We start from the raw sequence: 14,511 nt of genomic DNA, 5'->3' as shown, positions 1-14,511 counted from the left end.
ACCAAAAAAACATAAAAGAAGGTTACTAAGATTATGCTTTCGTATTAAGTTCATTGAGACACTTTATAATGATTTTGATATTTAACGATTTTTTCATTTATCCTTGGCGTTTGCTGGCTTTTTGCCAATCATGGATACATAAATTATTCATGTTTAAGGTGATTTTGAGCAGGCTTGAATCGATTGCGTATCATAAGTTTGTCTGACGCTTTGGTTTCTGATGTGCCGAGTTTCGCGACTCGTGGCGACCCAACCCCAAAAAGGAGCATGCATGACCTCTTTCAGCACCGCAGCCCAGGATGCCAAGGCTCGGGCGGAGCAGTCTTCGACGCGTATCGCGTTTTTCATTGCCGGTTTCAGTGTCGCCTCGTGGGCGCCGCTGGTGCCTTACGTCAAACAGCGGATGGGCCTCGATGAGGGCACGCTCGGGCTCTTGTTGCTGTGTCTGGGGGTGGGCTCGATCATTTCGATGCCGTTGGCGGGAGCACTGGCGGCACGGTTAGGCTGTCGGCGCCTGCTGGTCTGTTCGACGCTGCTGATCTGCCTGTGTCTGCCGCTGCTGGCGACGATTTCCAGTCTGCCGCTATTGATCGCCACGCTGTTTCTGTTTGGCGCGAGCATGGGCGGGGTGGATTGCACGGCCAACGTGCAGGCGGTGATCGTCGAGCGCGCCAGCGGCAAGACCATGATGTCGGGTTTCCACGGCCTGTTCAGCCTCGGCGGGATTGTCGGTGCCGCGGGTGTCGCCGGCTTGCTCAGTCTGGGCATCTCGCCGTTCACGGCGATGCTGATAGTGGTATTTCTGACGTTGGTTGCGCTGGCCAAAGCGGCGCCGAATCTGTTGCCTTACGGCAGTCCGGCCGATGGGCCAGCCTTTGCCATCCCGCGTGGCGTGGTGCTGTTCATCGGCCTGCTGTGCTTCACCGTATTTCTGGCCGAAGGCGCGATGCTCGACTGGAGCGCGGTATTCCTGACCTCGTTGCGTGGTGTCGAAGCGGCGTATGCCGGGCTGGGCTATGCGGTATTCGCCGCGACCATGACCCTGGGGCGGTTGTTTGGCGATGCGGTGGTAAAACGGGTGGGCTCCAATCGAGTGATCATCCTTGGCGGACTGTGTGCCGCAGCGGGTCTGGCCGTCGCGACATTGATCCCGGTCTGGCAGGCGGCGCTGCTGGGGTATGCATTGGTAGGCGCGGGTTGCTCGAACATCGTGCCGGTGTGCTACAGCGCGGTCGGTCGGCAGAAGACCATGCCCGAAAGCGTGGCCATCCCGGCGATTACCACAGTCGGTTATGCCGGGATTCTGATCGGTCCTGCGGCAATCGGTTTCATCGCCCATGTCAGCAGCCTTGAACTGGCGTTCATGGTCGTTGCCGTGATGCTTCTGGGCGTGGCGATCGGCGGCAGCAAACTCAGGACCTGATCCCCGCTACAACCTGCGCGCCATCCCCGACACCCGGATCGAGCTTCCCCGTTGCTGCGGGATTTCGGCGCGCAGGCGCGACGGGCTGCCCATGTCCTCGCCCTGAATAATGTCTATCAAACCGCCATGCGGCCAGTCGATATCGCGCAGATAGCCGCCCAGTGCCGCCGTGGCCGCTCCGGTGGCCGGGTCCTCATAAACGCCACCGAACGCAAACGGGTTGCGGGTGTGGAACAACTGATCGGTCTCGGCCCACGCCAGCAAAATCGTCGCCCAGCCTTCACGGACCATCAGGTCGTGCCCCGCTTGTTGGTCATAGCGCATGGCCTTGAGCCTGGCCCGGCTGTTCAGCGCCAGCAGCAGGTGCCCGGCACCGCCATTGATATGCGCGGGGCTAATGCGCTCATCCAGATCGGCATGGTTATAGCCGAACAGCGCCAGGGCTTCTTCCAGCAACAGCGCGCTGATCGGCGTGCTGAACGTGGGCGGCGATTGCAGCGCCGCCGACGTCAGCGAGCCCTGCGCATGGCCTTCGACAGTAATCTGCGCCTGATTGAGTGTCAGCTGATACACGCCATCGCCTTGCTGCGCCGCCAGCGCTGCGCCCAGGGCGATGGTGGCGTGCCCGCAAAACGGTACTTCTGCCAGCGGCGAGAAATACCGCACCCGCCAGCCGGCTTCGACAGGCGCAGCGAACGCCGTTTCGGAAAAACCGATGTCGGCGGCAATCTGTTGCATGACGGTATCCTCGGGTAACGCATCGCCGATCCATACGCCTGCCGGGTTGCCACCGCGATCTCCATCGCTGAACGCCGCCAGTTTGAGTACTTCAGTTGTCATCGAAGGGTGTCCTTGCCTGGGTCAGTAGGGGACAGTGTGCAATGGCGAGGATTTGATTATCCAGTGAGAACATTTGATGCACGGCATCCATCTGCCTGATGCGTTACACCTCACACCTCGCCAGGCGTCGCTGCATCAGGCGTTCACGCAGTGTGTCGTAGGCCCAGTTGAACAGCAGGGTATAGGGCAGAAACATCAGCAGCAGACCGATGTCCAGCCAGAACGCTTCCATCAGGCTGATTGTCAGCCACCATGCGGCCAGCGGTACCACGGCCAGAATCAGTCCTGCTTCGAACAACGTTGCGTGCAGGATGCGGACCGTCAGGTTCATGGTAAATCCGCAGCGGTTGCGCAGACGGTCGAACAGCGCGTTGTAGGTCATGTTCCACAACATGGCGATGGTCGAGATCATCACCGTCATGGCCCCCATCATCGCCAGCGATTGGTCCATCAGCCAGGCCAGCAGTGGTGCGACCAGAATCACACCGCCGATCTCGAACAGCGCGGCATGCAACGCCCGCTCACGAAGGGTTTTGCTGGCGACGCCGGGTTGCCGGTCGGTGTGCGGTTGGTTGTTACTCATGACTACGCTGTCCTTGGTGCTGATGGATGGCAGTATTATCATCGGTGTTTGCGTTAAGCTGAAAATCAGTACCATCGGTTAAACCGATATGAGAGCGCCATGAGTTATTCACCAGAAGCCCTGGAAGCCTTCGCCCAGATTGCCGCGCTGGGTTCTTTCAGCGCCGCCGCCCGCCGTCTGGGCAAGAGTCAATCGACCATCAGTGAGGCGATCGCCCGTCTGGAAATCGACCTGGGGCTGGAGCTGTTCGACCGTTCTTCCAGGCAACCAGTCCTGACCGAAGCGGGTAGGGTGATGCTTGGCCGTGTCGATGATCTGCTGTGCGCCTCGGACCGGCTGCGTCGTGCTGCCGCGCGGCTTGCAGCAGGCGTCGAGCCGCGGCTCACGCTGGTGCTGTCGGATGCCAACCAGTTTGCTGATTTCGAGCGGCTGATGACCGAACTCGATCAACGCTTTCCAGAGCTGGAGATGGAATGCGTGTTCGCCGAGCATGGCGACGCCATCAGCCTGGTGCAGTCGGGGAGGGCGTCGCTGGGGCTGCTGTCGGCGCAAGCCAGCTACCCACCGGAAATCGGTCACGCGACCATCGATGAAAGTGCCGATTTCGGTCTGTTCGTGTCGCACAAACATCCGCTTGCCGCGCTGGAACGGGTCGATTACCAACAGTTGTCCCGCTATCGCGCCTTGCGCCTCAATACGCTGATCGAGCACAGCATCCCCACCGACGACTTGCCCACCAGCGGCCATCGGCACTGGTCGGCACCCAATTACCTGCTGTTGATGGACATGGCTGCGTTCGGCTTTGGCTGGTCGGCATTGCCGCGCTGGCTGGTGTCGCGTTATTCGGGCGGACTGCTCAAAGAACTGCACGTCTCCGGTTGGCCGCGGCGCTCGGCGGTGGACGTCATCTGGTCATTCCAGCGCAGCCTGGGGCCTGCGGGCGCGTGGCTGCTGGAGTCGCTGGTGCCGTTCGCGGGAGAGTGAGACGGGTTTAAGCGAATTCCTGTACGCCACAAGCCCTTCCAACCTCGCGACTGCAACAGAATCCCGCTATAAAGAGTGCCTGCAACCCGACGGCAGAAGGAATCAGGCATGGCTTTCGATTGGCACTCCGACCTCATCACGCGTGATACGCCAGTGGATGACACCTATCGGAACACGCAGAACGTGAGGCGTTTCATGACCGGGCAGTGCGGGGCGTCGTTCAGGTTCGATCGGCCATTCATGGCATGGATCAACAATGGCGAGCCCAAGAACATGGGGCAAGTCGCGGACCAATGGTTGCGCCTGCATGCCGCAGCTTCGGCGTCGAACTGATATCACGGGTCAATCGGGATCGGTACAGCGTGGCCCCTGTACTCGTGAATGTTGTTCACAAAAGTACCTATCGCGCTGACTGGGTCAAAAAAACCAGAATTTCTGAGCTCAAAACGCCATTATTTTTGCATGCGAGCGGTTTTTCTCGTAGCGTGCTCGTGCCGCCCCGCATGACGGGAAAGCGGCGCAACCAATACCTCAGGTGCCGCCGCTTTGACCCCGACAGATTTACAACATCTCCAGAGCCGATTGGCGGCTCTGGAGCAGGAAAATGCCTCGCTTAAAGAGAGCCTGAGCGTCACCGGTCGGGAGGCCGAATACGCCCTGGCCCAATCCCAGGAGCGCTATCGTTTTCTGTTCAACGCCATGGATGAAGGCTTTTGCATCATTGAGTTCTTTGACGGTCCACACGGTCCGCTGAGCGATTACATTCACGTCGAAGCCAACCCGGCCTACGAGTACCACGCCGGCATTTCCAACGTGGTGGGCAAGAAGCTGCGCGAGATGGTTCCCGAGGAGGCTGATGGCTGGCTGGAGTTTTACGGCGCCGTGTTACGGACCGGCAAGCCGATCCGTTTCGAGCGCGAACTGGTGGCCACAGGGCGCTATCTGGCCTTGACCGCGTTTCGCATCGAGCCGGCCAGCCGCAAGCAGGTCGCGGTGTTGTTTCAAGACATCACTGAACGCAAACGCGCTGAACTGGCGCTCAAGCAACTGAACGAAACTCTGGAAGCACGCATTATCGAAGCGGTGGCCGAGCGTAATGTGCTGGCCGACGTCGTCAACGGCACCAATGCGTTCATTCATGTCGTCGACTGCAATTTTCGCTGGATGGCCATCAATGGCGCTGCCCTGCGCGAATTCGAGCGTCTGTTCGGTGTTCGGCCGCAGGTGGGTGACAATATGCTCGACCTGCTCGACGACCGGCCGCAGAGCAAGGCTGATCTTGAACGGCGCTGGACGCGTGCGTTGGCGGGCGAAGAGTTCGCCGAAAGTGTCAGCTTCAGTGACTCGAACGATCCGGCCAGTCATTTTGAAATACGTTACAGCACGCTGCGCAATGCTCAGGGGCAGGCCATTGGGGCCTACCTGTTTGCCTACGATGTCAGCGAACGGCTTCGCGAGCAGGAACGCCTGAGCCAGGCTGAGGAAGCCTTGCGCCAGTCCCAGAAGATGGAAGCCGTAGGCCAGTTAACGGGCGGTATCGCCCATGACTTCAACAACCTGTTGACCGGCATCACGGGTTCGCTGGAACTGCTCAAGACACGGGTGAGCCAGGGCCGTTTCAATGAACTGGACCGCTACATAGGGGCTGCGCAGGATGCCTCCAAACGTGCGGCGTCACTGACTCATCGATTGCTGGCGTTTTCGCGCCGGCAGACCCTTGACCCCAAGCCGGTCGACGTCAACCGATTGGTCATCGGCATGGAAGAGCTGATTCGTCGTACGGTCGGACCGCATATCACTGTGGAGGTGGTGACCTCGGTCGGGTTGTGGTCAACATTCATCGATGCACCGCAGCTGGAAAATGCCTTGTTGAACCTGTGCATCAACGCCAGGGACGCCATGCCGCGCGGCGGGCGAATTACCATCGAGACAGCCAACCGCTGGATTGACGAGCGCGGCTCACAAAGCCGCGATCTGATCCCCGGGCAATATCTGTCGCTGTGTGTCAGCGACACCGGTACAGGCATGTCGCCCGAGGTCATCAATCGGGCCTTCGACCCTTTCTTTACCACCAAGCCACTGGGGCAGGGTACGGGGCTGGGCTTATCGATGGTGTACGGTTTCGTGCGCCAGTCCGGCGGGCAGGTGCGTATCTATTCCGAGCCTGATCAGGGCACGAACATGTGTCTCTACCTGCCGCGTCATTACGTTGGGGCACCGGAAGAGATCGAGGCTGCAGATGCTGCTGGATCGGCGCCTGTGCAGACCGAGCGCACCGTGATGATTGTCGACGATGAGCCGACCATCCGCATGCTGGTGGCCGAAGTGCTGGAGGATCAGGGCTACATTCCGATCGAGGCGGGCGAAGGCGCATCTGCGCTCAAGGTGCTGGAGTCCGATGCGCGTATCGACCTGCTGGTGACTGATGTCGGGTTGCCGGGGGGTATGAATGGCCGGCAATTGGCCGATGCCGCGCGCATCATTCGACCCGACCTCAAGGTGCTGTTCATCACCGGGTACGCTGAGAACGCCATCATTGGCAACGGCCATCTGGATCCGGGGATGTGGGTGCTCACCAAACCCTTCACCATGGAAGCGTTTGCCAGCCGCATCTACGAAATGATTGAGCGCGAAGACTGATTCCAGCAGCCGTCAGCGGGTGGGCGGCGCCCGGAATTCACCCTTGGACAAGCCTTCCACGTCATTGCCCATGCTGTCACGAATGCTCAGGTCTGCGCCCTTGTCGGTCAGCTCCTTGAGCACTTCGGTGCGTTTGAACAGGGCGGCGTACATGGCTGCGGTCTGCCCGGCATTGTTGGTAAGGTTCGCACCGCAATCTGCCTGAACCAGACGCTTGGCGATGCTCAGTTCACCTTTGAAAATCGCACCCATCAGCGCCGTATTGCCGCGATTGTCCTTGGCGCAAGGGTCTGCTCCGGCATCTATCAGGCGTATCACCGAGTCTTCATGGCCGTGATAGGCCGCGAGAATCAAACCGGTATAGCCTTGTTCATCGCGGATGTTAAGGTCGTAATGAGCCTCGATAAACGTGTCCAGCATCGGGTTGTTGCCTTCACGGGAGGCGTCGAAAAACAGCGTGCGCAGCTGGCTGGCCGTCTGTTCGGCAGTCAGCTCCGGGGGCGGTGGAGTGGGGGTCGTTGTTGATGTCGGTGGTGTGGCGTTCGCGGCTGCGGCGAACAGCAGCAAGCCATAGATCAGATGCTTCATGGGCGTTCTCCTGACGGGAACCGTCCCGGCGACTGAGCACCGGGACGGGGTATCAGATCATCAGTCCTTGAGGCTTGCAGCCAGGGACTTGACCTTGCTCAGATCGCCTTTGGCGACTTCGGCTACCCGAGTGCCGTAGTCCGGATCTGCCTTGTACAGGTACGACAGCATGATGTTCTTGCTTTCAGTATCGGTGTCGGCCAGCGACTCGCCGAAGCTCTGCACCAGGTCAGTCTTCTCTTTCGCGCTGTAGGAGCGATACAGATCACCCGCCTGCTTGAAGTTCTGCTCACGCGTGATCTTCGCCTGCTGGGTAGTGCCACTGAGCGGCAGTTCGCTGTAGCGCGCCTTGTCATCCGCTGGACGAGGTTCCAGACGGCTCGGCTCATAGTTGACGCCGCTGGTGGTGTGGCCAGTGTTCAGCGCACCGTCCTGATTACCGTTGTTGACCGCAACCTTGGGCTGGTTGACAGGCAGGCTCAGACCATTCGCGCCAAGGCGATACATCTGGGTGTCAGCGTAGGAGAACACACGGCCTTGCAACAGGCGGTCCTCGGAAGGTTCGATACCTGGAACCAGGTTGGCCGGGGCCATGGCGACCTGCTCGGTTTCCTGGAAGAAGTTATCGACGTTCTTGTTCAAGACCATCTGCCCGATCTTCTTCTCGGGAACGTCCGGCCAGATCTTGGTGGCGTCCAATGGATCGAAGTCGAATTTCGCCAGCTCTTCAGGCTTCAGGACCTGAACGTACAAATCCCATTTCGGGAAGTCACCCTTTTTGATCGCACCAACCAGGTCGTTGGTCAGGTGGCTATAGTCCTTGGACTGGACCTGAGCGACTTCCTTGGGATCAAGGTTCTTGATGCCCTGCAGGGATTTCCAGTGGAACTTGACGTAGTGCACTTCGCCCTTGGCATTGACCAGTTTGTAGGCGTGTACACCGTTGCCATCCATGAAGCGATAGCCTGCTGGGGTGCCCTCGTTCGAATACAACAGGGTCAGCGTACGGGTGGCTTCCGGTACGTGGGAGAAGAAGTCGAAGCGACGCGAGTCGTTGTCCAGGTTAGTACGCGGATCAGTTTTGAACGCGTGGACCATGTCCGGGAACTTGATGGCATCACGAATGAAGAACGTCGGGAAGTTGTTGCCAACCAGGTCCCAGTTACCGTCAGCCGTGTAGAACTTGGTGGCGAAGCCGTGCGGGTCCCGCAGGGTTTCAGGCGAGTGATTGCCGTGAACCACGGAGGAGAAGCGTACAAATACCGGCGTCTTCTCACCGGATTTGAAAACGGTCGCCTTGCTCAGATCACTGATGTCGACAGAAGCCGTAAACTCGCCTTTGACGCCGGTGCCGCGGGCATGCACGACGCGCTCGGGGATGCGTTCGCGATCAAAGCGCTGCAGCTTTTGCAGCAACTGAACGTCTTGCAGCAGGACAGGGCCCTGGGCGCCTGCGGTCTGAGAGTTCTGATTGTCGCCGACGACGGCGCCATTGTCGCGGGTCAGGGTGTCGGCTGCATAAACGGTCGGAACAGTAATCAGACCGGCTGCAGTCAGGCACACCATGTGTCTGGACCAGTTTAATAACGGCATTTTGAATCCCTCATATTTTTAGTAGGCCGGATAATCTTAGGCGCGTGAGGGAAATGCGGTGATTATAAAAATATATTGGGGTGATTGAGATAAATACTCGAACAAAAGGTGGACCCGGTAACGGATGTTTGTACCGAGTTGGCCTGATGCGTTGATTGCACGTTCGGTCGCTGTAAATCAAGTTATATTTCCATTTTTTGCTAGTTATGCATCCCTTTGAAAAAATTGGATTTTTATTGAATGTCAACAGTCATTAAACTTCCTTGTATCCCCTTACTCAGGTAGATGTGAATCATTATCAACTTTATTATTTGGTAACAGACTGGCGACTGTGGTGTGTGCTGGTACGATCGTACCGATACTTGCGGTGGTCTTTCGGGTGGATGGCTATTTGATATTCTTTTTTAAAATCATCGTATAAGTTGCAACTAAGTTGGCGCGCTGCAGCATGCTGGCAATATGACAATATCGGTCCTGAATGCCTCGACGCGCTATCATGTGGCCACATCCCGTACAAACACACCTATTAATGGAGCCCCTTGTCCCATGTCGACGATCATGCTGCTGAAAACCCCGCCGCCGGAATTCATCCGTAGCCAGATCCAGCAGATGGTCGTCGACTACGTGACGGACATCAGTCTGGTGGCGATCGCGCCGAGCAACCCGCTGTACAACCTTTACCAGTACGGCGTGGGGTATGAGGTGCATTTGTACCTGAATGCCATGGACGGTTCGCAGCAGCTGACCGTGGAGCTGATCGTCGCGCTGGACGATGAAGACCCCGAAACTGTATTGGGGTTTTTGCTCTATCTGCCTGTGCAGGATGATCCGCAGGCCTGCGCCGTAGCCTACATGGCGGTGCGCGACAGCCACCGCCGTCAGGGCATCGCACGCTCGATGCTGGAGAAAATGACGAGTCGCTATCCGCACGCAGAGCTGTATTGCGTGGTCGGCAAAGTCGCGTATTTCGAGGCAATGGGCTTTCAGGTGCTGGGCGCGCGTGGTCCGCAGGTCATCATGAACACGCGTGATCACGGTACTGACGGTCTGCTTGCGGTCATGGATATCGCGCCCATCTACAACTCGGTCGAAGTGCGGCAGATCCACGCTTACCTGCTCAGGCAGCACGGCAAAAGCGCGATGGTCGATGCGGAGAAGCAACGCGATCGCCATCTGGACCGCATGACTCTTGAAGCGAGAACGTTCGCCGAGCAACGTCTTGGCAATGATGGCCTGGCAGCCGGCGCATCAAACACCGTGCGGCTGCACTGATAACGAACAGGATTTGCGAACGGGGCGGTGCCGATAGAAGGCAGTAGTCGCAGATCTGCGACTTGTCAAAGTTTTTCTATCAAAAAGCGAGGAGGTCGGGAACGATCCAAATGAGGTGAAGTTATTATGACATCATCGCTGTTTGATCAACTCATTCCGGCACTGACATCACTCCTCATTCAGCAACAGGTAAGCCCCATGAACGTCCTGCGTCAGTCCAAGTTTTCCACCAAGCTGCTCTCCGCTTTCATCATCTGTGCATTGATTACGCTGGCCGTCGGCGCCTTGGGTATGGTGGGCGTGACACGCCTGGCCAATGCCCTTGAGCTGACCTTCTCCAACAACCTTGTCTCGGTCAGCAACACCAATGAAGCGCTGACCAGCTTCACCGCCCACAACCGCGGGCTTTACCGTTTGCTGGATGCGCAGGATGGCGGTGTCTCCGAAACGGACAAGGATCGAGTTCGTCAGGCGTTGAGTGATGACCTGGCCCGTGCGCAAAAAGTGTTTGCGATCTACCGCGCCACGCCTCTGGAAGATGACGAGCGCGCCGCCGGTGACCAGTTGGAACTGATGCTGCCCGCGTACGTTTCGGGCTCTCAACAGGTTGTCGACCTGATGAAGGCGGGTAATTACGAGGCTGCCCGGACCCAGTTGAACAGCCTTTCCTCGGAAAGCTTTACCAAGGTGCGCAGCTATCTGCGGATCATGATCGATTCCAACAATCGTCAGATCAAGGAAGGCGCAGCCGCTGCTGCCGACCTGAAGGCCAGTTCGGTATTAATGCTGGAGATTGGCGTGGTGATTGCTTTTCTGGTGGCCATCATGCTCGGCGTGCTGATTACCCGCATGATCACCCGTCCTTTGGCTGTCGCAGTCGCCAGTGCTCAGCGCATTGCGGGCGGTGACCTGACCCAGCCCATTGTTTCCAACAGTGGCGATGAGGCCGGACAACTGTTGAACGCGCTGTCCGACATGCAGGGCGGTCTGAAAAACACCATTCAACAGATTGCCAGTGCCTCGGACCAGCTGGCTTCCGCTGCCGAAGAACTGAGTGCCGTCACCGATGAAAGCACCCGCGGGCTGACTCGCCAGAACGACGAAATCCAGCAGGCGGCAACGGCCGTCAATCAGATGACTGCCGCAGTGGAAGAAGTGGCGCGTAACGCGGTATCCACGTCTGAGGCTTCGAAGTCTGCTACAGACGATGCCATCGATGGCCGTGGCCAGGTCGATCACACGGTCAAGGGCATCACCACCATGGTCCATGAGATCACCGCATCCACTGGCGCTGTGTCCGAGCTGGCCGGGCATGTCCGGGAAATCAGCAAGGTGCTTGACGTTATTCGCAGTATCGCCGAGCAGACCAACCTGCTGGCCTTGAACGCCGCCATTGAAGCTGCACGTGCTGGCGAACAGGGTCGTGGTTTTGCGGTGGTGGCTGACGAGGTTCGGGCTTTGGCGCACCGTACCCAGGCATCGACAGTGGAAATCGAAGGCATGATCAGCACCGTGCAATCGGGTGCTGACGGCGCGGTTGCGGCGATGGGCAAGAGCCTGTCGCTGGCCACCAACACGCAGGAACTGGCCCAGCGTGCGGGCGCGGCGCTGGAGAAAATCACCCAGGGTGTTGCAACCATCAACGAGCGCAATCTGGTCATTGCCTCTGCTTCGGAAGAGCAGGCCCAGGTGGCTCGCGAGGTGGACCGCAACCTGCTCAACATTCAGGACCTGTCGACCCAGAGCGCTGCGGGTGCCAACCAGACCAGCGCGTCCAGTCAGGAACTGTCGCGACTGGCCACCTCGTTCAATTCACTGGTGGCCAACTTCAAGCTATAAGTCGCTCCCAAGAGGCATTGTCTGGCGCACGTCCTGGCCCGATCGGTGGTGAAATTCCGGTCAGGCATAAAAAAGGCGTTGCGCCCGACCGGGTCATTTCGCGCATCATAGGCGGACTCAGCCCGAGAGAGACTTTTCATGCCTGTCATTCATTACTTTCTGCGCCTGTCGCTCCCGCGAGTGTCGTTAGCCTTTCTGGCCGTGTTGTGCTCTGGTGTGTTTGCCAGTGCTGCGCTGGCTGGCGACGAAACGCAACTGATCGAATCCCTCAATGCCTATCGCAGCCAGGCACAGCGCTGTGGCGAGCAGGTGTCCACGGAACTGCCGCCGCTGACCAGCGACGCGCGTCTGGTGCTGCCGGCCAGTGGCAATCTGGACCTGCAACAGGCGTTGACGCGCGCTTCCTACCCAATGGTCACTGTGCAGGCGATAAGCCTGTCCGGTCCGAACAATGCAGACGCTGCACTCAAGGCGGTTCTGGAGAGTTTCTGCCGCGTGGTGCTGGACCCGCAGTTCGTCGACATCGGTGTCAGCCGCGAAGGGCGAGACTGGCGTATCGTGCTGGCGCGCTCGCTGGTCGCGTCGCGTCTTGGCGACTGGCAGACAGAGGGGCAAAAGATTCTGGAAATGATCAACAATGCCCGCACTCAGGCACGTCAGTGCGGCCCACAATCCTTCGCCGCTACCACGCCGCTGGCCTGGAACCTGGTTCTGGGGACCGCTGCGCAACGTCATTCCCAGGCGATGGCCAATCAAAACTTTTTTGACCACAAGGATCGTGACGGCCGCACGCCTGGCGACCGCGCTGAACTGGCCGGGTATGTGGGGCAGCAGGTGGGCGAGAACATTGCTGCCGGTCAGGACAGTGCGCGCAAGGTGGTGGATGGCTGGCTGCTGAGCCCGGGCCACTGCGCCAATCTGATGAATCCGGATTTCCGCGAGCTGGGTGCAGCCTACGCGATGGACCCCAAAAGCGACGCAGGGATTTACTGGACGGCAATGTTCGGCACGCAGCAGTAGCGTCTAGCGCTGCGCCAGTGGCTGGCAAGCCTGGGCAGACCATTCGAAGGAGAGATGCCGGGAAGCGAGCTTCCCGGCAGAGGGGCTTAAACGCGGAATTGCCTGGTGAGACGGTTCAGGCTTGAAGCCAGGGTCGACAGTTCGGCAGTGGCGATGGCCGTCTGATTGGAACCCTCGGACGTCTGGCTGGACAGCATCACGAATGCTGACCAGGCTTCTGTCTACTTCTCGAGCGACCTGAGCCTGTTCTTCAGCTGCGGTGGCAATCATCAGGTTACGTTCATTGATCTGGCTGATGGATTCGGTGATTTCGAGCAGCGCCTTGCCGGCACCATTGGCCATCTCCAGTGTCTTGTGGGCCTGAACGCTGGTCTGCTCCATTGCGCTGACAGCATTGCCGGTGCCGGTCTGAATCGAGCCGACCATCTGTTCGATTTCACGGGTCGATTGCTGAGTACGATGCGCAAGTGCCCGGACTTCGTCCGCAACCACGGCAAAGCCCCGTCCGGCTTCACCTGCGCGGGCTGCTTCGATGGCCGCGTTGAGTGCCAGCAGGTTGGTCTGTTCGGCGATGGCCCGAATCACATCCAGCACCTTACTGATATCCGTCGCCATGACGGCCAGGCCCTGTACCTCGGTGGACGTAATCTGCACCTTGGAAACCATCAGGTTGATCGCCGTGACGGTCTCATCGACCTGAGCGCGTCCGGCCATGGCGGCAGTGCTGGATTGCGAGGTCACCTCAGATGCCGATGCGGCATTACTGGCCACTTCTTCCACCGCCGCGCTCATCTCGTTAACGGCCGTGGCTGCCATTTCGATCTCGTTGGTCTGGCGCTGAATGGTGCGCGATGCGTCCTCCGTGACGGCATGCATTTCCTCGGAAGTGGCAGCCAGCTGGGTGGAGGATTCGCCGATCAGGGTCAGGGCATTGCGCAGGTTGGCCTGCATGGTGGCAAGTGCGGCAATCAGTTTCGCCGCCTCATCAGTGCCATGCTGCGGAATATCCTTGCTCAGATCATTGGTGGCGATGCGTTGCGCGATACTCAACGAATCGCCAATCGGGCCAGTCAGGCTGCGGGTGTACATCCAGGCAAGGAGCAGCGTGGTAATGACGCCCACGGCGATGAAAATACCCACCATCCACAGCGTCTGCTGATAGGCAGTCTGAGCGGTATCACCGGCTTTCTCGGCTTTGGCGTCGTTGACGGTCCTGAGTTTCTTCAGTCCGGCTTCAACCTGATCGGCCGCGCTTTTCATTTCGCCATTGGAGGTTGCCACTGCAGCTTCCAGATTGCCGGCGGCCACCGAGGCCAGGTAGCGATCCTGTGCCACCTGATACCCGGCCTGTGCCTGGGACAATTCATCGAATGCCTGGCGTCCTTGCGGAGTCACGATCAATTTGCCGAGGGCGTCAAAATAGCCGGCGATCAGCGAGCGAGACTGCTGGATATCGCTGAGCGCCTTGGTCTTTCGATCCTGCGGTTCAATCGGATTGCGCACTCGGGCGTTGTTGCCCCGAATACTGACAAACTCCCGATCAATCGACGCGATCTGTTTCACGCTCGGAAGCACATTGGTCTCGATAAATTTTTCCGCAGTATTGAGCTCGGCGGCCTGACGCAGGGCGAGCAAGCCCAAGGCAATGATCATCAGGCAGAACACGCCGAAACAGAGCGTCGAACGAGCGGCCAGGTTAAGTTTTCGCAGGATCATAAGTGTTTCTCCG

General features: G+C 58.7%; 12 protein-coding genes. 7 read left to right on the top strand and 5 right to left on the bottom strand.

Going from position 1 to position 14,511, the window contains the following annotated elements:
- Positions 1–271: 271 nt before the first annotated feature.
- Entirely contained in the window at positions 272–1,423 is a 1,152-nt protein-coding gene (locus tag ACW55A_RS10675; protein WP_003370349.1) for an MFS transporter, read from the top strand.
- A 6-nt stretch (positions 1,424–1,429) separates the two neighbouring features.
- On the opposite strand, the gene ACW55A_RS10670 is transcribed toward ACW55A_RS10675, so the two are convergent.
- Entirely contained in the window at positions 1,430–2,263 is an 834-nt protein-coding gene (locus ACW55A_RS10670; RefSeq protein ID WP_455808151.1) for a PhzF family phenazine biosynthesis protein, read from the bottom strand.
- 103 nt (positions 2,264–2,366) lie between these two features.
- Positions 2,367–2,846, bottom strand: a complete 480-nt coding sequence (locus ACW55A_RS10665; protein ID WP_455808150.1) for a multidrug/biocide efflux PACE transporter — start codon at positions 2,844–2,846, stop codon at positions 2,367–2,369.
- Between the two features lie 99 nt (positions 2,847–2,945).
- Here ACW55A_RS10665 and ACW55A_RS10660 point away from each other — a divergent pair, with 99 nt between their 5' ends.
- From ACW55A_RS10660 to ACW55A_RS10650, 3 genes are all read left to right on the top strand, one after another.
- A complete protein-coding gene (locus ACW55A_RS10660) occupies positions 2,946–3,830 on the top strand; it encodes a LysR family transcriptional regulator (protein ID WP_003436246.1) in 885 nt (294 codons plus the stop codon).
- 108 nt (positions 3,831–3,938) lie between these two features.
- Complete coding sequence (locus tag ACW55A_RS10655; RefSeq protein WP_003370358.1) at positions 3,939–4,163, top strand: DUF6434 domain-containing protein; 225 nt, start codon at positions 3,939–3,941, stop codon at positions 4,161–4,163.
- A gap of 213 nt (positions 4,164–4,376) precedes the next feature.
- The gene (locus ACW55A_RS10650; protein ID WP_455808149.1) at positions 4,377–6,470 is read left to right on the top strand and encodes a hybrid sensor histidine kinase/response regulator; all 2,094 of its coding nucleotides are present in this window, start codon (positions 4,377–4,379) and stop codon (positions 6,468–6,470) included.
- A gap of 12 nt (positions 6,471–6,482) precedes the next feature.
- On the opposite strand, the gene ACW55A_RS10645 is transcribed toward ACW55A_RS10650, so the two are convergent.
- On the bottom strand, positions 6,483–7,058 hold the full coding sequence (locus ACW55A_RS10645; RefSeq protein ID WP_455808148.1) for an ankyrin repeat domain-containing protein: 576 nt from the start codon (positions 7,056–7,058) through the stop codon (positions 6,483–6,485).
- A gap of 60 nt (positions 7,059–7,118) precedes the next feature.
- Positions 7,119–8,624 carry a catalase KatB gene (katB, locus tag ACW55A_RS10640; protein ID WP_498811319.1) on the bottom strand — a complete coding sequence of 502 codons (1,506 nt, stop codon included), beginning with the start codon at positions 8,622–8,624 and terminating at the stop codon, positions 7,119–7,121.
- A 573-nt stretch (positions 8,625–9,197) separates the two neighbouring features.
- Between katB and ACW55A_RS10635 the strand changes: the two genes are divergently transcribed.
- The 3 genes from ACW55A_RS10635 (at position 9,198) to ACW55A_RS10625 (ending at position 12,782) form a co-directional block, all read left to right on the top strand.
- Positions 9,198–9,923, top strand: a complete 726-nt coding sequence (locus ACW55A_RS10635) for a GNAT family N-acetyltransferase (protein WP_455808147.1) — start codon at positions 9,198–9,200, stop codon at positions 9,921–9,923.
- Positions 9,924–10,121: 198 nt separating this feature from the next.
- Entirely contained in the window at positions 10,122–11,762 is a 1,641-nt protein-coding gene (locus tag ACW55A_RS10630) for a methyl-accepting chemotaxis protein (RefSeq protein ID WP_065351040.1), read from the top strand.
- A 138-nt stretch (positions 11,763–11,900) separates the two neighbouring features.
- On the top strand, positions 11,901–12,782 hold the full coding sequence (locus tag ACW55A_RS10625; protein ID WP_003370372.1) for a CAP domain-containing protein: 882 nt from the start codon (positions 11,901–11,903) through the stop codon (positions 12,780–12,782).
- Positions 12,783–12,785: 3 nt separating this feature from the next.
- Here the strand turns inward: ACW55A_RS10625 and ACW55A_RS10620 are convergent, their stop codons facing one another.
- On the bottom strand, positions 12,786–14,498 hold the full coding sequence (locus tag ACW55A_RS10620; RefSeq protein ID WP_498811290.1) for a methyl-accepting chemotaxis protein: 1,713 nt from the start codon (positions 14,496–14,498) through the stop codon (positions 12,786–12,788).
- Positions 14,499–14,511: the final 13 nt, after the last annotated feature.

It is taken from the genome of Plantibacter cousiniae (nom. nud.) (genome assembly GCF_977070315.1).
This window is presented reverse-complemented; position numbering and strand designations above follow the sequence as displayed.